This is a genomic window from Spartobacteria bacterium UBA695 (genome assembly GCA_002298145.1).
In the GTDB taxonomy this organism is placed as follows: Bacteria; Verrucomicrobiota; Verrucomicrobiia; order Chthoniobacterales; family Chthoniobacteraceae; genus UBA695.
In genome coordinates, this window is sequence record DBMP01000013.1 from 156,792 (window position 1) to 177,361 (window position 20,570).

Sequence of the window (20,570 nt, forward strand, 5' to 3'; positions counted from 1 at the left end):
CGCAGGCAATTTTCATCTTTATGGCCGAAGAACTGTCCTACGTTTTGGTGACGCCGTACTCGATCCGCAAGTCGCGGACCGGGGGCATCATCTCGCGTCTCATCTCCCGAACCGGGCTCGATCTCATCCGTGCGCGGATGTACAGCCCGAGCAACGAGCTTGTTGAAACCTATGCTTCAACCCTCGTCACCGACGCCGAACCCCGTCACCACGCCGCCCAGGAGCTTATCCGCGACTACGTCCTGCATCATTTCCTGCCGAACGAGGCCGATGCCAAGCCCCGCGTACTGCTCCTCCTCTTCCGCGGCGAAAACGCCGTAGCCAAGCTTCGCGCCGCCGTCGGCTCCATCACCACGGGAGCCCCCGCCGGTGAAACCATCCGCGATACCTACGGCGACTACATCACCGACGCCGCCGGAAAAGTCGTCTACTTCGAGCCCGCCGTCCTCTGTCCTCCCGACGCCGTGGCCGCCGAGCGCAACCTCAAGCTCTGGGCCCGCCTCTCCGATAGCGACGGCGGCATCCTGGAAGGGACCGCGCTTTCCGCTGAGAGCGGCGAAGTCCAGCGCACCTTGGTCCTCATCAAGCCGGATAACTTCCGCTTCCCCAACTTCCGCCCCGGCGCCGTTATCGACGTCTTCTCCCGCACGGGCCTCACCATCATCGGCACCAAGGTCCACTTCATGAGCGTCGCCCAGGCCTGCGAATTCTACGGCCCCGTCCTCGACGTCCTGAGGAAAATCTTCCGCGAACGCACCGGCCCTATCGCCCGGCTCGCCATCGAGCAGGAGCTGGGCATCATGCTCAACGACGACGTCCAGAAGCAGCTCGGCGACATCCTCGGCCCCGTTAACGGCCAGGCCAACTGGGAGGAAATCGTCAAGTTCATGTCCGGCTGTCGCCCCAGCGAGTGTCCGGAGGAAAAACGGGCCGAACCCGGCTCTGAAAAGACCATCGCCCTCGTCTACGAAGGCGTAGACGCCGTTCGCAAGATCCGCGAAGTCCTCGGGCCGACCGACCCCTCCAAAGCGCCTCCCGGATCGATTCGCCGCGAATTTGGCCAGACCATCATGGTCAACGCCGCCCACGCCTCCGATTCCCCCGACAATGCGCGGCGGGAAATGGGCATCATCAACATCGGCGAAAATAACTTTAAGAGTTTCGTCGAAAGCTTCTACGGAAGTCTCTAAACTCCAATTCCAACCAAATCAGCTTATGGATCTCGCCTCACGCGCCACCATTCTCACCCCGTCGCTCACCCTGGCCATTGACAGCAAGGCCAAGGCGCTCAAAGCCGACGGCATTGACATCTGCAGCTTCGGGGCCGGGGAGCCGGACTTCGACACACCCGAGCACATCAAGGCCGCGGCCATGGCCGCCCTCGACAGCGGGTTTACGAAATACACCCCCAGCTCGGGGATGCCGAAACTGCGCGAGGCAATCAGCGAAAAATTCCTCAAGGACAACGGCATCGACTACAAGCCGCACCAGGTGATCGTCTCCAACGGCGCCAAGCACTCCTGCTTCAACGCCATCCTCGCCACGGTCGAGCCCGGCGATGAAGTCATCATCCCGGCTCCCTACTGGGTCAGCTACCCGGAAATGGTCCGCCTGGCCGGTGGCGAGCCCGTATTCGTCCAGACCACCGAAGAGAACGGCTGGAAGATGACCGCCGAGCAGTTCGAGGAAGCGATGACCCCGCGCACCAAGATGGTGATCATCAACACCCCGGGCAACCCGACCGGCGCCGTCTACACCCGCGAGGAACTCGAAGCCATCGTCAACGTAGCCGACGAGGAAGGCATCTTGATCCTGGCCGACGAAATCTACGAGAAGCTCACCTACGACGACGTCAAGCACGTCTCCATCGCCTCCCTTTCCCCGGAAGCCTACGACCTCACCATCACCGTCAACGGCTTCTCCAAAGCCTACGCGATGACCGGCTGGCGCTTGGGCTACCTCGGAGCGCCTGAGTCCGTGGCCCGCGCCATCGACTCCCTCCAGAGCCACAGCACCTCGAACCCGTGCTCGTTTGCCCAGCAGGGCGGCATCGCCGCGCTCAAGGGCGACCAGCAGCCGGTGATCGACATGCGCGAGGAATTCCAGATGCGCCGCGACTACATGTACGGCCGCCTCTCGGGCATCAAGGGCCTCTCGGTCGTCAAGCCGCAGGGCGCCTTCTACATCCTGGCGAACATCTCCCGGCTCTCCCTGACCTCGCAGAATTTCGCCGACCGCCTGCTGAGCAAAGCCAACGTGGCCGTGGTCCCCGGCATCGCCTTTGGCGACGACCGCACCATCCGCTTTAGCTACGCGACCAGCATGGACCTCCTCAAGAAGGGCCTCGACCGGTTTGAGGAATTCTGCCGCACGCTGTAGACTCAGCCTTGCTGATATTTTAGCCAATTCCAACACCCTCGTGGGAGTACCCACGGGGGTGTTTTTTTTGCATCGGGCGGGGTGGTTTTTTGCGGGAATTGGACGAGCGTACCCCATGAAACGTCTACTTTTATCCATGGGCGCCCTGCTGGCGATGAGCGTCTTTGTTTCCGCCGCGCCATGGCTGAACGATTACAGCCAGGCGCTTAAAACCGCCAAAGCGCAGAACAAATCGGTCTTGGCCGACTTCACCGGGTCCGACTGGTGCAGCTGGTGTATGAAACTCGATAGGGAGGTCTTCTCCACCTCCGAGTTCAAGACCTTCGCCGACAAGAACCTCGTGCTCTTGAAGGTCGACTTTCCCCGCGGCCACCGCTTACCCGCCTCGGTGAGCGCGCAGAACGAAAAACTGGCCTCCCGCTACGGCGTAAGGTCCTTCCCGACGGTACTGGTACTCAATAGCGACGGCTCCGTGGCCGGCAAACTCGGCTACCAGCCGGGCGGTCCGCGCCCCTACATCGCCTCGGTTGAAAAAGCGGCCAAGCGGTAGAACGTTTGCCGCATGAGAAGGGGGATCCCACGGGATGGATTGAACCTCCCGTGGGGGGAATGACGGAAAAGCATTGCCGCGCTTGGCTTTTGAGTTGTAGGGTTTAATTGCTCGCAAAATCGCACTTTTGCGTTACCGCGAGGCACCCCATCCAATCATGGCACGATACAAAACTTACCTCATTTTCGGCCCTCCCGGCAGCGGCAAGGGAACCCAAGGCGTTACTTTGGGAACGCTCCCCCAGTTTTTCCACTGTGCGTGCGGTGACGTGTTTCGCTCCCTGGATACCCGGACGGAATTGGGCCAGTCGTTTCTTTACTTTTCCGGCCGTGGCGAGCTCGTGCCCGACGAATTGACCATCAAGCTCTGGAAAGTCCGGATCGCCGACTGCGTGCGGTCGCACCACTTCCGGCCCGAGGTCGACGCCCTGGTGCTCGACGGCATCCCGCGCAACGTCAACCAGGCCCAGATCATGGAGGAAATGATCGATGTGCGGAAAATCTTCCACCTTTGCTGCCCCGATCGCGAGGCCCTCGTCAAGCGCCTCCAGCGCCGGGCGTTGAAAGACAACCGCCTCGATGACGCCAACGAAGAAGTCATCCGCGAGCGCCTGAACATCTACGACGCCCTCTCGCAGCCCGTTCTTAAGTACTACGCAGAGCAGTGCGGCGAGCAGATCATCAAGACCATCGACGCCACCCAGACGCCCGTGCAGGTGCTGGGCGAGATCATCGCGACCATCAACAGCCTCGGCTAAAAAAAGCGGGGGAAAAGGGAATTCATGCGCGTCGTCTATATTGGAACCGGCGATATCGGCCTACCCGCCCTCGCGTGGCTTATTCGGGAACACGAAGTAGCCGCCGTTGTGGCTCAGCCGGATAAGCCGGTCGGACGCAAGCAGATCCTCACCCCGCCGCCCACCAAGGCGCTCGCGTTGGAACACGGCATCCCCGTCCTCCAGCCCCGGCGCATTCGGGACGCCGCGAGCGTCGCCGAGCTGGCCGCCTTCGCTCCTGATCTCATCGTCGTCATGGCCTACGGGCAGATTCTTTCCAAAGCCATCCTCGACCTTCCCCGCCTCGGCTGCCTGAACCTCCACGCCTCCCTCCTGCCCGCCCACCGGGGGGCCGCACCCATCCAGGCTGCCATCCTGGCCGGAGACCGCGAAACCGGCACCACCATCATGTGGATGGACGAGGGGCTCGACACCGGCGACATGCTGCTGGCCCACAAGCTGCCCATCCGCCGCCGCGAAACCGGCGGCTCGCTCCACGACCGGCTGGCCGCCCTTTCGCCCGCCGTCCTGGCCGAGGCCCTCCCACTCATCGAGGCCGGGACTGCCCCGCGCATCCCCCAGGAGACCGCTCGGGCCACCTACGCCGCCAAGCTTTCGCGCGAAACGGGCCTCATCGACTGGCGGGCACCGAGCGCCGTTATCGAGCGGCAGGTCCGGGCGCTCAACCCCTGGCCCGCCTCCTCCACGCGCATCCCCGACGCCGCGGGCGGGCCCTCCCGGCAGCTCAAAGTTTTCTCCGTCATCCGGTGCCGCAAATCGAGCGGCGAGCCGGGCATCGTCCTGCGGGCCGACAAACGCGGCATCCTCGTCGGCACAGGCGAGGGGGCCCTCCTCCTGCGCGAGATCCAGATGGAAGGCAAACGGCGCATGGCCGTGCGCGATTTCCTCTCCGGCCACCCGCTGGCTCCCGGCGTGAAGCTGGGGTAAGCGCGAGAAGCCCATCCATGCCCCGCAATGCCTGATCGGTATCGGGGTTTCCCTTATTAAAAATCACCAATCGGTGGGCGAATTTTGGTGATTTGGCGTTTTTTGCACAAATCAGCATCTAGGCGAAAAACGGTTTGGTAGGACAATCGTCAAGTGTAAGTGACCTTTTTGTAACATCTTATGTGCCTGATAATTTTATCTGGCATTGCGTATGCTGATGGGGGCGGGTGCGACAACATCCGCTCAAATGAAAACAGAACCAACCGACATCGACATATCCTCGGACATTAAGCAGTTGGAGAAAATGGGGTACTCCCAGGAACTCAAACGGCGAATGACCGGGTTTTCCAACTTCGCCATCTCCTTCTCTATCATCTGTATCCTTGCTGGCGGCATCACCTCCTTTCAGTTGGGGTTGAGCGCCGTTGGCGGTGCAGCGGCCGGCATCGTCTGGCCGGTGGGCGTTATCTTCGCCCTCCTCGTGGCCCTGGGCATGGCGCAGGTGGCCTCGGCCTACCCCACGGCGGGCGGCCTCTACCACTGGAGCTCCATTCTCGGCGGCAAAGGCTGGGGCTGGGGGGCCGCATGGTTTAACCTCCTGGGCCTCATCTTCGTTACGGCGTCCGTCGACGTCGGAGCGTACACCCTTTTCGCCAATATCGTCCTGCCGCTCTTCGGCGTCGATCCCACGAAGCTTACTTTGGTCCATCAGTTCGCGGGCGTATCGATCATCCTCTTCGTTCAGGCCTTCCTGAACCACAAGGCGGTGGGCCTTACCACCAAGCTGACCGACTTCAGCGGCTACCTCATTTTCGCCGTCTCCATCATCCTGATGCTCGCGATGTTGGCCTTTGCGCCCACGCACGATTTTTCCCGCCTCTTCCAGTTCACCAATTTCAGCGGTGAAGCTGGCGGCAACGTCTGGCCCTCCAGCGGCAACGGCTCTTTCCTGATCCTCCTGGCCATGCTGTGGCCGATCTACACCATCACCGGGTTTGACGCTTCGGCCCATACTTCCGAAGAAACCGTCAACGCCGCGACCAACGTGCCGAAGGGCATTCTCCGGTCCGTTTATCTTTCGGGCATCTTCGGCTTCATCATGGTTGCCGGGTTCGTCATCGCCCTCCCGAGCATCGCGGAAGGCGCCAAGCAAGGCGGCAACGTTTTCTTCTGGCTCATGGATCAGGTGATCCCGGCCTGGCTCAAGCTCCCGCTGGAGCTCGGCATCGTGGTGGCCAACCTCCTCTGCGGCCTCGCCTGCGTGACCTCCACCTCGCGCATGACCTACGCCTTTGCCCGTGACGGCGGTATGCCGTCCTTCCTCAAGACGGTTTCCAAGGCCCACAGCGTGCCCGTCGCGGCCGTCTGGACCACTGCGATCCTGGCGCTTGCCTCCACCATCTACGCTCCCGCTTACACCACGCTGACCACCGCTTGCGTCATCTTCCTCTACATCTCCTACGTCATGCCGACCGCCGCGGGCATCTTTGTCTACGGCAAGAGCTGGAAGAAAATGGGCCCCTTTGATTTGGGTCCCGTGCTCTACCGCGTCATCGGCGTCATCTCCGTCATCGGCGTGGTCGCTCTGATCTACGCAGGCATCCAGCCGCCGAACGACGCCGCGCTGCCGGTGACCGCCGGGCTCGCCGTAATCCTCGTCGTGGCTTGGTTCCTCGGAGTCAAGCGGGTGTTCAAAGGCCCGCCCACGCTCGCCCAGGAAGCTGCTGAGGCGCAGGGCGAACTCGTCGGAGAAGAAGCCTAGGAGCTAGAGCACCATGGCTTACCATCTGGCACTCGGGGGGACTCACTACGAGTTCCGCGATCTTAAAACACTCCTGGCCAAGGCCAGCCCGCTGCGCTCCGGCGATCAACTCGCCGGGGTGGCCGCTGAGAACGCTCAGGAACGGGTTGCCGCGCAACTCTGCCTGGCCGAAGTGCCGCTCACCCGTTTCCTTGAGGAGCCGGTGATTCCCTACGAACAGGATGAGGTCACGCGCCTCATCCTGGATACCCACGACAAGGCCGCCTTCGCTCCGGTGAGCGGCCTGAGCGTGGGCGAATTTCGCGATTACCTGCTGCGCTACGAGACTGATACCCTGACGCTATCGGCGCTGGCCCCCGGGATCACACCGGAAATGGCCGCCGCCGTCAGCAAGCTGATGGGCAACCAGGATTTAATCCTCGTGGCGAGCAAGATTCGCGTTGTTACCAAATTCCGCAACACCCTGGGGCTGCCCGGCACGCTGGCCGTGCGGCTCCAGCCCAACCACCCTACCGATAACCCGCGCGGCATCGCGGCCTCGACCATCGACGGCCTCATGTACGGCTGCGGCGACGCGGTCATCGGCATCAACCCGGCGACCGACAGCCCCGCGGCGACCACCGTGCTCCTGCGGCTCCTGGATCAGCTGATCCGCGACTACGAAATCCCGACGCAATCGTGCGTCCTGGCCCACGTCACCACCTCCATGCGCTGTATGGAAGCGGGCGCGCCGCTCGATCTCGTTTTTCAATCCATCGCCGGAACCGAAGCGGCGAATAAAAGCTTTGGCATCAACCTCGCGCTCCTCGGGGAGGCTCGCGAGATGGCGCTTTCACTCAAACGGGGCACCGTGGGCGATAACGTCATGTACTTTGAAACCGGCCAGGGCTCGTGCCTTTCGGCCGGGGCGCATCACGGCGTCGATCAGCAGACGCTGGAAGCTCGGGCCTACGCCGTTGCGCGCGAATTCTCGCCCCTGCTCGTCAATACGGTCGTCGGCTTCATCGGGCCTGAATACCTCTACGACGGCAAGCAGATCATCCGCGCCGGTCTGGAGGACCACTTCTGCGGCAAGCTCCTCGGCCTGCCGATGGGGTGCGATGTCTGCTACACCAACCACTGCGAGGCCGACCAGGACGACATGGATACGCTCCTTACGCTTCTGGGCGTCGCGGGCGTCAACTACATCATGGGCGTCCCGGGCGCGGACGACATCATGCTCAATTACCAATCCACGAGCTTCCACGACAGCCACTACCTGCGCCAGGCGCTGCGGCTCAAGCCCGCGCCGGAGTTCGATGCGTGGCTCGGGAAGATGAAACTCATGCGCGATGGTCGCCGCCTGGAGCCGGTGACCGCGCGCCATGCTTTGCTGGCTCCGCAACTCGACGCGCTCGCCTCATGATTCTCGCCATGCCGAACGAAATTACCACCTTCGATCCCTGGACTGAACTGCGCCGCTTCACCACCGCCCGCATCGCGCTGGGGCGCAGCGGGGGCAGCCTGCCGGTCCGGGAACGGCTCGACTTTCAGCTGGCCCATGCCCGCGCTCGCGACGCCGTCTTGACGCCCTTTGACCCCGACGCGCTGGCCGAGAAAATTGCCGCGCTCGGCCTCCCGGTGGAGACCATCGAGAGCGCCGCCAGCGACCGCGCGGAGTACCTGCAACGGCCCGACCTTGGCCGCAAGCTCTCCTTCCACTCCCGCTCCGCACTGGTGGAGCTGGCTGCGAAAACGGGCCCGTCCGATCTGCTGATCCTCGTCTCCGACGGCCTCTCGACGCTGGCGGCCAACAGCCAGGTCGAGCCGGTGCTCGCCGCGCTGCTTCCGCTGCTCAACGAGAGCGGCTGGAAGGTCGCCCCGATCCTGGTGGCCCGGCACGGGCGCGTGGCGCTTCAGGACGAGGCGGGCGAGATTCTGCGGGCGAAAATGAGCCTCATGCTCCTGGGGGAACGGCCCGGCCTCGGCTCTGCAGACAGCCTCGGCGCCTACCTGACCTTTGGCCCCAAAGTGGGCCGCACGGACGCCGACCGCAACTGCATTTCCAACATCCGCCCCGGCGGAATATCCCCGGCTGATGCCGCGAAAAAGCTCCTATTCCTGCTGACCGAATCGGTCAAGCTGGGGCTGAGCGGCGTCAATCTGAAGGACACCGCGGGGGAGCTGGAAGGCGGCGCGATGGCGGAGTTGGAGTAGGAGGACGGGAATAGGCTTAGCCGCAAAAAGGCGCAAGAGGCGCAAAAACAGAGCATTACGAGCCACAAAATGTCTGTTTGGAAGTTCACCCCATGGGTGAGTCTAACGCTCTCTACAAAATCGCTGCATCGCCTTTATTTTGCGCTTTTTGCGCCTTTTTGCGGCTATCTCCATCGCCGCTTTTAGGTTCACGCAACCGCCGGGCGCAGGCGCTGGATTTGGATCTGTACGCTGACCCGGCCGCGCCATTCGTTGCGCTCGATCCGGAAGGCCACGTCCCATGGCGGGCGGGGGAGCGCATCTTCGGCACCGCCAAAGAAGATCGCCTCCCGGCTCGTCCCATTCTGGCCGAGCATCAGGCGGAGGTGCTTCTGTTTCAGGATGACCGGCGCGCCCACGGGCTGTACCCCCCGGGCCAGGAAAAGCGGCTGGGGATTGGCGGCTCCGAAGGGCTGTAGCCGCTCGTGAATTGCCAGGAAAGCAAGGTCGATATCGCCGAGGGCCACTTCGGCATCGAGCCGTACCTGGGGCAGGAGATCCGTTTCCGTCAGGCGCTCGCGGGCGAAGGTCTGGAAGGCGTTCCGGAAGGCTTCGAACTGATCGTGCCGGAGCGAGAGGCCCGCGGCCATTTCGTGACCGCCGAACTTCTCCAGCAGGCCGCAGCAGCTTTCCAGCGCCTCGACCAGGGAGAACCCGGCGATGCTGCGCCCGCTGCCTTTGCCGTTCCCGTTTTCATCAAAGCCGATGACGAACGTCGGCCGGTGGTGCTTGCGGCAGATGCGCGAGGCGACGATGCCGACGACGCCCGGGTGCCACCCCTCCGCACCGACCACGATGGCGGCGTCGCGGGCTGGGTCGAAACTCAACTGTTCATGGGCCTGGTCCAGGGTCGTTTTTTCCACCTGCTGGCGGTCGCGGTTCTGGACGTCGAGCTCCTGGGCGAGCGCCCGGGCCCGGCCGGGATCGTCGGTTAACAGCAGCTCCAGCGAAGCCGCCGCTGCGCCAAGCCGCCCGGAGGCGTTGAGCCGGGGGCCGAGCTTGAAGCCGACATCGGCGGGGGTGAATGGTTCGGTGGCCCCGGCGACTTCCATCAGGGCTCGCAGGCCCGGCCAGCGCGTCTTGGCCATTGCTTCCAGGCCCTTGTGGACGAGCACGCGGTTCTCGCCCGTCAGCGGCACGATGTCGGCTACGGTGCCGAGCGCCACGAGGTCGAGCGATTCCCGGAGGTCAAAATCAGGCAGCGGGCGCGACTTAAGCAGCGCATGGCAAAATTTAAACACCAACCCGGCGCTGCACAGGTAATGGAAATCGCCCCCGGGGGTGCGTTTCGGGTTCACCAGGGCCGTGCAGCGGGGCAGTTCCGCCTGGCATTCATGGTGATCGATGACCACTACGTCGGTCCCCTGCGCCAGGAGGTCGGCGATTTGCTTCGGAGCGGAGGTGCCGCAATCGACCGAGATGAGCAGCCGGGGCTGGAAGGCTGCCACGCACCGGGCCACGGCGTCGTCGGTCATCCCGTAGCCCTCCTCCATGCGGGAGGGGAGAAAGGTGTTGGGCTGGGCACCGTAGGCTCGCAGGACGCGGGCCAGGATGGCGAGCGAGGTCACGCCGTCCACGTCGTAGTCGCCATAAAGGGCGATCGACTCGCCGGAGTCGATGGCGGCCAGGGTGCGGTCCACGGCGGCCTGCATTTCCGGCAGCAGGAAGGGGTCGGTGAGGCGTTTGAGCCGGGGGGAGAGGAAATCGGACGCACCGCCGGGGTGGCTCAGGCTGCGCCGGGCGAGGATGTCCGCGATGGCTCGGGGGCATCCGTATTCCTGCGCAAGCGTGGCTCCCAGGTCCGATTCTTCAGTCGATAGTGGGGGGGGGAGAATCCAACGAGCGTTCATCGGGGGGGAGGGAAGGGGATAGCCCCAGACTATGCCCCGCGCCCGTCGGGAACCAAGCTTTTTTACGCAAACACGCTACAATGAATTTACACTGTATTTACGCATGTTTGCGGTTGAAAGTCGCTTTTTCGCGGTCCATTTCGCGCTTTACGGCCCGGTTTTTGAGGTCTTCTCGCTTGTCTCGGGCTTCTTTTCCCTTGCCCACGCCGATTTCCACCTTCACCCGGCCGTTCTTCCAGTACATTCGCAGCGCCACGAGGGTGTGCCCGGCGATCAGCGTGGCTTCGTGGAGCTTGGCGATCTCGACCTTGTGGAGCAGGAGCCGCCGGGGCCGCTTGGCTACGTGCTGCTCGAAGCTGGCCCGGACGTAAGGCTGGATGTCCGAGTCATATAAAAATACCTGGCCCTTCTCGACCCGGGCAAATGCCTGGTTCAAGTTTGCGTAGCCGCCTCGGATCGATTTGACCTCGGTGCCCTTGAGCTGGACGCCCGCCTCGTAGCGTTCGAGGATATGGTAATCGTGAAGCGCCCGGCGGTTGACTGAAATTTCGTCCGACATGCGTTAAATATACCCCCCGGCCCGTCCCATCGCTCTCCTAAAAAAAAGGAGGTGTGCTGCCTCGGCAGGGCTTTCCTACTGATGCATCTGCTGCTGCTCTTCTTCCTCGGTAGCCAGTTCGAAGCTGATTTTGCCTTCGATGACTTCGCGCAGCGCGATATCGGCGTAATCAAGGCGAGCGCCGACCTCCACCATCGGACGATGTCCCTGGGTGAGTTGACGCACCCGCTTCGAGACAACGTTGATCAGAACCTGTTGGTTCGGAATCACTTTGATGGCTTCGTCTAGAAGAGATGTGGTCATAGTTGAAGAAAAAGGATTAAAAGAATTCACAGGATGCCCCAAGTTTGTAAACCCGGATCAACCGGACTTACCAGTAACTCAGAACTCTGCCCAAAAGGCAAGCAAAGGTGTGAATCAGTTGCGTTTACTTCGCCGATTCTCCCCAGCGGTAGGCACCGGGGTTTTCGATGCCGAGCTGGTCCAAGAGGCGCGAAACCACGGTATCGGCCACGGCTTCGACGGTCTGGGGCTTGCTGTAGAAGCTCGGGTTGGCCGGGAGGAGGACGGCTCCGGCTTCTATCAGGGTGGCGGCGTTGCGCACGTGGATGAGGTTCCAGGGCGTTTCGCGCGGCACGAGGATTAGCTTGCGGCGCTCTTTGAGGAAAACGTCGGCGGCCCGGAGGATGACGGAATCGCTCGTCCCGGCGGCGATCCGGCCCATTGTTCCCATGGAGCAGGGGACGATGACCATGGCGTCGAACCGGGCTGATCCGCTGACGAAGGGGACGTTCATATCCCGGTCGTCGTGCTGGTGGACCCCGGCAGGGACCTCCAGCGTGCCGATTTCCTCGGCGATGACCTGCCGCGCCGGGGCGCTGAAGATGAGATGCACCTCGTGCGCAGCCGGGTCGATGGCGCGCAGGAGGCGCTGGAGGTAGATCGCCCCGCTGGCTCCGGTCGTGGCGATGACGAGTTTCATTTTCCTTGGGTTAAGGAACTGGGGCGTTAGGGCCGCCGTTCGCGGGCGGACTGGATCAAATCCGCAATGACTTCGGCGCGCGGTTTGGCTCCCACGTTCCCCTTGCCGTGGAGACGTACGCTGACGTTCCCTGCTTCGAGGTCGCGGTTGCCGACGACCAGCATGGTGTGCACCTTCATCTGTTCGGCTTGGAGTACCTTGCCCTTGATGTTGTTGCTGGAGGCGTCCACTTCGGCGCGGATGCCTGCGGCGCGCAGTTCGGCGCGGATGCTGTTGGCGTAGTCGATCAGCGGTTCTTCGTCGCCGATGGGGAGGATGCGCACTTGCTCGGGGGCGAGCCAGAAGGGGAAGTTCCCCGCGTAGTGCTCGATCAGGAAGCCGATGAAGCGTTCGTGCGTGCCCAGCGGGGCGCGGTGGATGCAAAGCGGGGTCTTCTCGGTGTTGTCCTTGTCTTTGTAGACTAGCCCGAAGCGCTTCGGCACGGCAAAGTCGACCTGGTTGGTGGCGATGGTGAATTCGCGCCCGATGGCGCTCCAGACCTGGACGTCGATCTTCGGCCCGTAGAAGGCGGCCTCGTTGGGGACTTCGACGTAGTTGATGCCGCTCTTAATCAGGACGTTGCGTACCATGTCCTCGGTCTTTTTCCAAAGCTCGGGCTCGTTGACGAACTTCTGGCCGAGCTTGGCCGGATCGTGCGTGGAGAAGCGCATGAGGTATTTTTCAAATCCGAAGATTTTGAAATACTTCAAATACATCTCGTTGACGGCGTTGAACTCGGCTTCGAACTGATCCTCAGTGAGATACATGTGGGCGTCGTTCATCTGCATGGCGCGGACGCGCATGAGGCCGAAGAGTTCGCCCGACTGTTCGTAGCGGTAGCAGGTGCCGTATTCCGCGAGGCGCAACGGCAGGTCGCGGTAGCTGCGCGGTACCGAGGCGAAAATCTTGTGGTGATGAGGGCAGTTCATCGCCTTGAGGTAGTACTTCTCAACCTTGCCGCCTTCTTCCTCCAAGATCATCGGCGGGAACATGCTCTCGGCGTAATACGGCAGGTGGCCGCTGGTGAGGTACATGTTCTCGCGGGCCAGGTGAGGGGTGCGCACGCGGACGTAACCGGCGGCGAACTCGGTTTCCTTGGCGAGCTTTTCGAGTTCTTCGATCAGCACGGTGCCGTTGGGCATCCAGAGGGGCAGGCCGGGGCCCACGTCTTCGTCAAAGCAGAAAAGCTCCAGCTCTTTGCCGAGCTTGCGGTGGTCGCGCTTCTTGGCCTCCTCCAGCATCGTGAAGTAGGCCTCCATCTCGGTCTTGTTCTTAAACGCGGTGCCGTAGATGCGCTGTAATTGCGGGTTCTTTTCGTCGCCCTTGTAGTAGGCGCTGGCGACGTGGGTGAGCTTGTAGGCGCCGATGTTGCCGGTGCGCATGACGTGCGGCCCGGCGCAGAGGTCGATGAAGTCGCCATTCTGGTAGAGGCTGATTTCCTCCCCCTCGGGGATCTCTTCCAGGTTGCCGATCTTGAAAATGGAGGGCTTATCGCGCTCGGAAAGTGCGCCGAGGCGGCCCGCCTGCGCGAGCTTGAGGGCTTCGTCGCGGGTGACTCCCTTGCGCTCGAAAGTGTGGTTGGCCTTGATCTCCTTTTTCATTTCGGCCTCGATGGCCGGGAAGTCCTCGGGCGTGATGCGGTGGTCGAGGTCGATGTCGTAATAGAACCCGTTCTCAACGGCGGGGCCCGCGGCGAACTGGGCGTTGGGCCAGAGGCGCAGGATGGCCGTGGCCAGAACGTGCGCCGCGGAATGCCGCAGCCGCTCGGTGTCGGTTGCCTGATGTCGTTGTTCCAGGGATTTACGTTCGTGTGCTTCGGCCATTGTCTCTAAAAAGTAATAAAGTTAAGGAATGTTAATTTTGAGCGCTCCCGGCTCCGGGGTCAAGGAATCGCTTAACAGCCTGCTAAAGGGCTATTCGGCGGCTTCCCCGCAGCAGCTTGCTTTTTCGGCCTTGGAGGTCAGCTTGAGCACCAGGAAATAAAGCGCGGCCAGTACCGCGATGCCGCCTACGATCCAGTGCGACTGGCTTTTGATGAATTGCACGAGGCCCTCGGGATCGTTGATGAGGCCGGGCTGCACGTGCTGGGCTTCCTGGCCGAGCCAGGCGAGCACCACGCACCAGACAAAGGAGCCGATAACGGTCATGAGGCTGAATATCCCGAAGCGCATCCGGACGATGCCCGCGGGAATGGAGATCAAATGGCGGATGACCGGCAGCAACCGGGCAAAGAAAATACCGCCCGCCTCGTAGCGGTGCATCCAGTGTTCGGCCAGGACGAGTTTCTTTTCGCTGATGAAGAAATATTTCCCCCAGCGCACGATGACGGTGCGGCCCAGCCCCCGGGCTACCCAGTAGGTGATGGCGCTTCCGAGGTAGGAGCCAATGGTCCCCGCAAGAATGATGCCCCAGAAGCCGACAGCGGGCGAATTGCCGCCCCAGAGCGTCATTGACCCCTCGGCGACAAGAAACGCGGCGGGAGGAATGACGACTTCGCTGGGCACGGGGAAAATCGAGCTTTCCATTGCCATGAGGAGAATGACTCCAAGGCAGCCCCATTGATGAACCCAGCCGAACCAGAGGACCAGAAATTGATGCATCCGCCCATGTCACCTTAGCGGTGGAAAAAGGCAAGTCTTGGTTTGGATGTGCAGCAAATGTTGCACAAAAAGAGGGCGCGGAGAGCGAATTTACAGAGGCGGAAACATTTTTTGTAAAAAATCGCTTGAAACACCGGCCCATTGCCCCTAATTTCCGTCCCTGCCTCCCCCCGGGGAGAGCAAGCAGAACGCGGGTGTAGCTCAGTGGTAGAGCACTTCCTTGCCAAGGAAGACGTCGTGAGTTCGAGTCTCATCACCCGCTCCATAAACCATTCGGTTTGTGGATCTTAGACATAATGCATCATGAGATGCTCTCTGCGTGACTATTTGTATCCATTTACTCTGTTGGGGGGTAGTCAACGGGGTAGCATGAAAGCGGGGCAAAAGTCGGGTCTCCACCAAAGAATGGGGAGGAGGTCAGTTCTAGGGCAATGCCGTATCAAAATTAGGAAGCGCCATTGCGCCTTCCTCCGAGTTTCTCTGGAACGCTAGAGATACCCGGAAATAGAGCTTTCCTTGAGTATTCTAAAAACTATGGCGAACAAAGCCATTTCCAACGTCACCGTCCCTGGTGACTTGAAAGAGCAGGCCGAATCCTGGTGACGTGTTTACTGATCCTTGCCCGGTAGCCGGATGGGCCGCAGTGATGATGGCGCCGGAACCAGACGGTGAAATGAGAGGCATGGCGGAAGCCGAGCCGAGCTGCGATTTCTTTAATACTGAGCGAGGAGTAAGCGATCAAGTTGCCCGCCGCTTGTTGGCGGCGGCATTCGAAGTAGGCGCGCGGGCTCATTCCCATTGCGGTATGGAATAGCGCGTTGAATTGAGAGCGCCCGAGCCCCGCTTTTTGAATTAAATCCGCTTCGGAATAACGGTGGTCGAGCGGAAGGCGGTCCAGTTCCCCGATTCCTTGCAGGATTCGCTCATCGATTTCGCCGGGCCGCCGGACGGGGTTTCCTAATGCCGCTTGGGTTTCAATGTACGCCATCAACCAGGAGGGGAGAAGGTTTTGGATGGAAAGATAGCCTTTCAGGCTGCATTTTTGTTCGGGCAGAAACGGGTAGGATGCCTCTGGAAATGCGTGTCTGACTTTGCGCGTGATGGCGGTGCCGATCCTCTCGAGCTGAGGAAATTCCGCGGAATCAAACACAACGTTTGTGGGTTGATTGAGAACTGGGAGACCGGTGGGCCAACTGAGCCGGAAATGTAGCGAAAGAATTTCGGCATCGGCGCTGAAATGTTGGTGCCGTTGGGGGATGGCAACAAAAACCCACTGGCTTTTCTTTGCGGTAACGGTGGCCTCGTTGGTTGTGAGCCGGACCTGGCCTTTGCGGATCAGCCAGCATGATGCCTCGGCACTGGTGTAGGTACCTATATGGGCTTGCGGAAGAATTTTTCCCTCGTAGGCCCATAAAAGGGAATAGCGCAAATCCGCCCAGTCCCGATATTTCAGGCCGTTATCCAGGAGCGGATTGGTAGGATGCATCGGCTGTTTATATAAGCAGAAACGCCAGATGTCTAAGCCATTTCGTTTGAACGGATATCGCGACAGAGACTACTCTGGAGCAGAGAAACATCCGCCCTGTATGTCATCCGACGATCATCCAAAAGTTGAAATAGTAACCCGCAGAGGGTTCCTCGGGGTATGTTCATTATCCGCCATGGCTTTAACGATGTTGACCCCAGGAGTTTCCACCGCAGTTAGCCGTCCAAACCCCATTGGCGCAAACATCTACGATGTGATGGTTGTGGGGGGCGGACCGGCGGGGATTGTCGCCGCAATCCAGTCCGCGAGAGCCGGAGCGCGAACACTCCTCGTGGAGAAAAGCGGAATTTTGGGCGGAGCCACTACGCTGAACGAGGTCAATTTTCCCGGGTTGTTCCATGCCTGGGGACGGCAGGTTATCGCTGGGATTGGTTGGGAATTGGTGCTGGCCGCAGTCAACGAAACGGGGGATCGCCTGCCTGATTTTTCAACGTATCGGCAGGGATCTCACGCCCGGCTTCAAATTCGGGTGAACCGCGCTGCATATGCCGCCCTTGCGGATCAAAAAGTGATCCAGTCGGGAGCCGAATTGCTGTTCCATACGCTGGTCGCGGAGGTGAAGCCGGAGCCTAATAAAGGATGGAATGTGATTTTATGCACAAAGCAAGGGTTGCGCCCGTGCAGCACCCGCGTGTTGATTGATTGTACCGGCGATGCCAACGCGGTGCGGCAAGCCGGTTGCCCGCTGCGCAGAAATTCGTCACGGCAGCCGGGTACGCTGATGATGAGGGTATCGGGGTATGATATTGCCGGGCTGGATATCCATTCCTTGGAGAATGCCTTTGCTGCGGCGGTGGCCAAAGGGGAGATGATGCGGTCCGATTTTCAATCCGCCAATACTCCTGTTCGGTCCTTTTTGCTTTCCAAGGGAGACAACGCGATGCACGTGCCTGACATTGACGGCGAAACCAGCGAGGGCAAAAGCGTTGCTGAAATTCGTGCGAGGGAGGCGATGCTGCGAATTTACCGATTTCTTCGAAAGCAGCCGGGTTTGGATCAATTGACGATTGATGGATTTGCGACGGAATGTGGCATTCGAGAAACGGTTTCAATTGAGGGGGAAGCCTATATTACCCATGGTGACTATGTCAGTGGGCGTCTCTGGCCTGATGCTCTATGTTACAGCTTTTACCCGATTGATGTTCATGGTGCTCGAGGAATCGGGATCGATACCCGGCCGCTTCGCGAAGGTACGATTCCAACGATTCCATTGGGCGCGTTATTGCCCAAGGGCAGCAGGAATCTGGTCGTGGCCGGGCGTTCGGCATCCGGTGACGGGGAAGCTCAATCGGCTTATCGCGTCCAGGCTTCGGCAATGGCGATGGGGCAGGCGGCGGGCGCGGTTGCGGCGCTGGCGGCGTTGTGCGGGAAAGAAGTGCGGGAGGTTGCGATTGATGCCGTCCGGGATCTCCTTCGAAAGCACGGAGCCATTGTTCCGCCGGATATCGCGTAGGAGGTCCGTTACGACCTGCCTGTTACGCCATGTTTTTTAGCCTTTCTTTGGTGACGGCATAACGAAGCGGCTCTCCTTGTTCCCAGCGCAGGAATTCTTCGATCATATAGTCGGCCATCCGTACTACTTCGTCCCCTTGCGATCCCGCGATATGATTGCTGATCCGTACGTTGGGCAAGGCAAATAGCGGCGCGTTGGCTTCGTGATTTTCTTCATCCGTCACAACGTCCAACAAAGCGGTGAGGTCAGGGCGCGTTTTTAGAACGTCGATCATCTCATTTTCCGCCACGGTCAAACCCCGCCCTGTGTTGATGAAGGTTGCATTGGGCGGCATGGACCGAAAGTGGCAGCCCTGGATCATGTGAACGGTGGCCGGAAGGTTGGCCAGGTGATTGGAGACGACATTCCCTTTTTGGAAAGCCTCCTCCAGCGATACCTTCTCCACGCCGAGTTCTTTCGCCGATTCGGCCGTCAAAAATGGGTCAAAAACAACGGTTTGAATATTGAAGAGGCGGAGCAACCTGATGACGTTCCGCCCGATCTGTCCAGCCCCGAGAAGCGCAACCGTTGCGCCGAAATTGCCAACGCCCGTAAACGCGTCTTCACTCGGGTGTCTTCGGTGTTCCTCAACATTTCGAAAATAGCCTTTATTGGAGAGCAATATTTGCGCGACGGTGAATTCCGCCACGGGAATGGCATTGGCTTGCCATGCACTGAACACCTGGATGCCTCGATCAAGTGTTGTTCCAATGAGCGGTCGAACGGTTCCAGCGGCATAAAATACGGCTCGGAGCTTTGGCATGTGATCCAGCATTTCATCGGTCAGGCATGGCATGCCCCAGGTGCCAAAGATGACTTCGATATCGCGCAAATGAGGCGCATGCTGAGCAAAATTTTCACGGGTGACGATTTCGGGAAAACACGAAGTTAGGGCTTCGATTTTTTGCCGACGGCCATGTCCATAAACGAGGGTTATTTTTTCCTCTTGGTTTCCGAAAAAGGCCGCCTTCTTTGGTGTGCTCAACGCGATGGATAGTCCCAGACGGGTTTGCGAGGCGAGCGCATCGGGGATCAGCACCAGACGATGGATTTGCGCGGGAGAGCCATCATGGTCCCGGTAGGAATGGGCGTCAACGCGGGCGAAATGGGTGCCAGGCAGGGCATCGAGTCCGAGTGTGAGGTGGTCTGCTTTGATGATGGCCCGATTCCCTTGCAAGGTGATGGGGTGGATGCTGATAATGCCGCTTTCCAATGAATCTGCGCGCTTTAGCTTGAACTGGTCTTCCACGATCAAGCGGCCTTGCTTCTTTTCAAAGTGAAACGTGCGGACGTGCTTTTTGCATCCGGCTTCTTGGGGATAACAGGCGGTGACATCGATGACTAGAGACGCCGCGTCCCCGCTGAGCGTGTGCGCGATTACTTTAGATGCGCGCTCGGCACCGTCGGCTTGTTCGCATCCGTTGATGATCGGGAGTGAATGGCCCAAAGTGCGCGCCGCCAGAAATTCGTAGCGTTTTGGTGAAAAGAAATCGGCCACGTACTCCGGGGCTCCGATTTCGGTGATGAGCTGAATCCCATCAATGTTGAGGATGAAGTTTCCGCAGTCGTTGTGGTTATGGTGCTCCCCATTATGTCCTGCTTTGGCTGCGAAATCCCAGCAATGCCCACTTGCGTCTGCTCCGTGCGCGACGATGACGCCAAGGTCCGGAAAAAAATGATCTTTTTTGGGGGGAACCTCGCTGGCCAGATTGTCCGGACAGCAAAGGAACAGGCGGATGAAGTGAAAGAGATCTGCACGTTCTTGGTCCAGCTTAATCCCAGCAGCAGCAACACGGCGGTATTCCTGAAGAGCGGAGGTTGTGCAATCCGGCTCATCCAGGCGATTTCCCAAATAGGCCAGCAGCCATGGATCGAGTCCTCCGGTTCTGTTGGTGTCGGCGAAGTTGACGATATTGCTGCCGGATAAAAGCACGCGCGGTCCGAAGCGCGCAATTTCGAGCACATGGCTGTTATCTTCAAATAGCGAAAGCTCGCCGCCCGTGCGGATTTCAAGCTGTTGATTGAGCGTGGCAAACCAGCCAAAACCATATTCCCAATAACCCGGGCCTTCCGTGCTGCCGCCATCGGGGCCATAGCCGCTGAGAAATGAGGGCAGGAATTCCCGGCAAGCCATCAGCATCTGCGTGAGTAATTCAACATCGTCCAGTTGAGATAACGCGGCGCCGATGACGCCCTGATGACAAACCGCATTCCAGTTGTCTGTGGTCTTCTTCCACGGATAGGGCTTGTCTAAATAGTCTCTAAAAATAGATGAGAGCCTGTTGTGAATGCGTTCTGTTAAAGAAACGGGCAGAAGGGCGCCAACGAGATCGAGCATTTCTGCCATCAGGTTTGCCGTCTCCGCGCAAAAGAGATCGATTTGGTGAGAGTCCTTTCCCGTGGCGTCTGCACTTACATGGGCCGGCAATGCCCAAGAGGCTTCGTCAAGGATGGAAGTCAGTTTGGAAATTACTGAGCTGACGAGGCGGTCTTTGGCGCTGTCCTCTTGCTCGCAGAATAACAATGAGATCGCAGCGCGCGCCAGGCGTCTCCTTCTTTCAAAATACACGGACTCGAACGGCAGGCGCCTTCCGGTCAGGGCAAAGTCGGCATAAAGAGCATCTGTCAACTCGGGGAGAGGTGTGTGGCATTCCTCTCCTGCCTTGGATCGGAGGGTTTCAATCCAGCGGGCTGCCGCCGGTTTTTTTTTCACATTTTCCCACCGCTTATCCCCCAAGGGAGGGAGCAAGGGCGTGCGTGGATGGCGGGACAAAATCGCTTTGATGGTGACATTGTCCAGCGTGGAAGAGAGAAGATTTAGAGGCATTTCAAATGCGGAATAGACTACGGTAT

At 60.1% G+C, this 20,570-nt stretch carries 17 protein-coding genes and 1 tRNA gene; 10 read left to right on the top strand and 8 right to left on the bottom strand.

Translation table 11 applies throughout. The annotated features are described in order from the left end of the window. The first annotated feature begins 20 nt into the window (after positions 1-20). From B2828_RS06980 to eutC, 8 genes are all read left to right on the top strand, one after another. Entirely contained in the window at positions 21-1,190 is a 1,170-nt protein-coding gene (locus tag B2828_RS06980) for a nucleoside-diphosphate kinase (protein WP_479632981.1), read from the top strand. 25 nt (positions 1,191-1,215) lie between these two features. Beyond that, positions 1,216-2,379, top strand: a complete 1,164-nt coding sequence (locus tag B2828_RS06985) for a pyridoxal phosphate-dependent aminotransferase (RefSeq protein WP_479632982.1) — start codon at positions 1,216-1,218, stop codon at positions 2,377-2,379. A 115-nt stretch (positions 2,380-2,494) separates the two neighbouring features. Next, positions 2,495-2,929, top strand: coding sequence for a thioredoxin family protein (locus B2828_RS06990; RefSeq protein WP_479632983.1), 435 nt, complete (start codon positions 2,495-2,497; stop codon positions 2,927-2,929). Between the two features lie 157 nt (positions 2,930-3,086). After that, positions 3,087-3,686 (top strand): adenylate kinase family protein, encoded by a 600-nt coding sequence (locus B2828_RS06995; protein WP_479632984.1) that lies wholly within the window; start codon positions 3,087-3,089, stop codon positions 3,684-3,686. 24 nt (positions 3,687-3,710) lie between these two features. Next, a complete protein-coding gene (fmt, locus tag B2828_RS07000; protein WP_479632986.1) occupies positions 3,711-4,652 on the top strand; it encodes a methionyl-tRNA formyltransferase in 942 nt (313 codons plus the stop codon). Between the two features lie 247 nt (positions 4,653-4,899). After that, positions 4,900-6,414, top strand: coding sequence for an amino acid permease (locus B2828_RS07005; RefSeq protein ID WP_479632987.1), 1,515 nt, complete (start codon positions 4,900-4,902; stop codon positions 6,412-6,414). A 13-nt stretch (positions 6,415-6,427) separates the two neighbouring features. Continuing rightward, positions 6,428-7,819: an ethanolamine ammonia-lyase subunit EutB gene (locus tag B2828_RS07010; protein WP_479632988.1), complete on the top strand. Its 1,392-nt coding sequence runs from the start codon at positions 6,428-6,430 to the stop codon at positions 7,817-7,819. Positions 7,820-7,827: 8 nt separating this feature from the next. Then, positions 7,828-8,610: an ethanolamine ammonia-lyase subunit EutC gene (gene eutC / locus B2828_RS07015; RefSeq protein WP_479632989.1), complete on the top strand. Its 783-nt coding sequence runs from the start codon at positions 7,828-7,830 to the stop codon at positions 8,608-8,610. Positions 8,611-8,798: 188 nt separating this feature from the next. On the opposite strand, the gene recJ is transcribed toward eutC, so the two are convergent. The 6 genes from recJ to B2828_RS07045 form a co-directional block, all read right to left on the bottom strand. Next, positions 8,799-10,499 carry a single-stranded-DNA-specific exonuclease RecJ gene (gene recJ, locus B2828_RS07020; RefSeq protein WP_479632990.1) on the bottom strand — a complete coding sequence of 567 codons (1,701 nt, stop codon included), beginning with the start codon at positions 10,497-10,499 and terminating at the stop codon, positions 8,799-8,801. A gap of 97 nt (positions 10,500-10,596) precedes the next feature. Further along, the gene (gene smpB, locus B2828_RS07025; protein WP_479632992.1) at positions 10,597-11,058 is read right to left on the bottom strand and encodes an SsrA-binding protein SmpB; all 462 of its coding nucleotides are present in this window, start codon (positions 11,056-11,058) and stop codon (positions 10,597-10,599) included. A 75-nt stretch (positions 11,059-11,133) separates the two neighbouring features. Beyond that, the gene (locus B2828_RS07030) at positions 11,134-11,361 is read right to left on the bottom strand and encodes a DNA-directed RNA polymerase subunit omega (RefSeq protein WP_479632993.1); all 228 of its coding nucleotides are present in this window, start codon (positions 11,359-11,361) and stop codon (positions 11,134-11,136) included. A gap of 124 nt (positions 11,362-11,485) precedes the next feature. Beyond that, positions 11,486-12,040, bottom strand: a complete 555-nt coding sequence (locus B2828_RS07035; protein WP_479632994.1) for a UbiX family flavin prenyltransferase — start codon at positions 12,038-12,040, stop codon at positions 11,486-11,488. A gap of 26 nt (positions 12,041-12,066) precedes the next feature. Further along, positions 12,067-13,902: a threonine--tRNA ligase gene (gene thrS, locus B2828_RS07040; protein WP_479632995.1), complete on the bottom strand. Its 1,836-nt coding sequence runs from the start codon at positions 13,900-13,902 to the stop codon at positions 12,067-12,069. A gap of 90 nt (positions 13,903-13,992) precedes the next feature. Further along, positions 13,993-14,679, bottom strand: coding sequence for a DedA family protein (locus B2828_RS07045; RefSeq protein ID WP_479632996.1), 687 nt, complete (start codon positions 14,677-14,679; stop codon positions 13,993-13,995). Between the two features lie 190 nt (positions 14,680-14,869). Between B2828_RS07045 and B2828_RS07050 the strand changes: the two genes are divergently transcribed. Then, a tRNA-Gly gene (locus tag B2828_RS07050) sits at positions 14,870-14,944 on the top strand. Between the two features lie 294 nt (positions 14,945-15,238). Here the strand turns inward: B2828_RS07050 and B2828_RS07055 are convergent. Beyond that, positions 15,239-16,165: an AraC family transcriptional regulator gene (locus tag B2828_RS07055; RefSeq protein ID WP_479632997.1), complete on the bottom strand. Its 927-nt coding sequence runs from the start codon at positions 16,163-16,165 to the stop codon at positions 15,239-15,241. 100 nt (positions 16,166-16,265) lie between these two features. Between B2828_RS07055 and B2828_RS07060 the strand changes: the two genes are divergently transcribed. Further along, complete coding sequence (locus tag B2828_RS07060) at positions 16,266-17,678, top strand: FAD-dependent oxidoreductase (RefSeq protein WP_479632998.1); 1,413 nt, start codon at positions 16,266-16,268, stop codon at positions 17,676-17,678. A 22-nt stretch (positions 17,679-17,700) separates the two neighbouring features. On the opposite strand, the gene B2828_RS07065 is transcribed toward B2828_RS07060, so the two are convergent. Then, entirely contained in the window at positions 17,701-20,544 is a 2,844-nt protein-coding gene (locus B2828_RS07065; protein ID WP_479632999.1) for an NAD(P)-dependent oxidoreductase, read from the bottom strand. Positions 20,545-20,570 lie beyond the last annotated feature (26 nt).

Excerpts from the sequence above, each read along its gene's own strand:
- recJ (WP_479632990.1), bottom strand. The coding sequence starts at position 10,499 with ATGAACGCTCGTTGGATTCTCCCCCCCCCACTATCGACTGAAGAATCG.
- smpB (WP_479632992.1), bottom strand. The coding sequence starts at position 11,058 with ATGTCGGACGAAATTTCAGTCAACCGCCGGGCGCTTCACGATTACCAT.
- B2828_RS07005 (WP_479632987.1), top strand. The coding sequence starts at position 4,900 with ATGAAAACAGAACCAACCGACATCGACATATCCTCGGACATTAAGCAG.
- B2828_RS07060 (WP_479632998.1), top strand. The coding sequence starts at position 16,266 with ATGTCATCCGACGATCATCCAAAAGTTGAAATAGTAACCCGCAGAGGG.
- B2828_RS07045 (WP_479632996.1), bottom strand. The coding sequence starts at position 14,679 with ATGCATCAATTTCTGGTCCTCTGGTTCGGCTGGGTTCATCAATGGGGC.
- B2828_RS07030 (WP_479632993.1), bottom strand. The coding sequence starts at position 11,361 with ATGACCACATCTCTTCTAGACGAAGCCATCAAAGTGATTCCGAACCAA.
- eutC (WP_479632989.1), top strand. The coding sequence starts at position 7,828 with ATGCCGAACGAAATTACCACCTTCGATCCCTGGACTGAACTGCGCCGC.
- B2828_RS07065 (WP_479632999.1), bottom strand. The coding sequence starts at position 20,544 with ATGCCTCTAAATCTTCTCTCTTCCACGCTGGACAATGTCACCATCAAA.
- B2828_RS06980 (WP_479632981.1), top strand. The coding sequence starts at position 21 with ATGGCCGAAGAACTGTCCTACGTTTTGGTGACGCCGTACTCGATCCGC.
- thrS (WP_479632995.1), bottom strand. The coding sequence starts at position 13,902 with ATGGCCGAAGCACACGAACGTAAATCCCTGGAACAACGACATCAGGCA.
- B2828_RS06990 (WP_479632983.1), top strand. The coding sequence starts at position 2,495 with ATGAAACGTCTACTTTTATCCATGGGCGCCCTGCTGGCGATGAGCGTC.
- fmt (WP_479632986.1), top strand. The coding sequence starts at position 3,711 with ATGCGCGTCGTCTATATTGGAACCGGCGATATCGGCCTACCCGCCCTC.
- B2828_RS07055 (WP_479632997.1), bottom strand. The coding sequence starts at position 16,165 with ATGCATCCTACCAATCCGCTCCTGGATAACGGCCTGAAATATCGGGAC.
- B2828_RS06985 (WP_479632982.1), top strand. The coding sequence starts at position 1,216 with ATGGATCTCGCCTCACGCGCCACCATTCTCACCCCGTCGCTCACCCTG.
- B2828_RS06995 (WP_479632984.1), top strand. The coding sequence starts at position 3,087 with ATGGCACGATACAAAACTTACCTCATTTTCGGCCCTCCCGGCAGCGGC.
- B2828_RS07035 (WP_479632994.1), bottom strand. The coding sequence starts at position 12,040 with ATGAAACTCGTCATCGCCACGACCGGAGCCAGCGGGGCGATCTACCTC.
- B2828_RS07010 (WP_479632988.1), top strand. The coding sequence starts at position 6,428 with ATGGCTTACCATCTGGCACTCGGGGGGACTCACTACGAGTTCCGCGAT.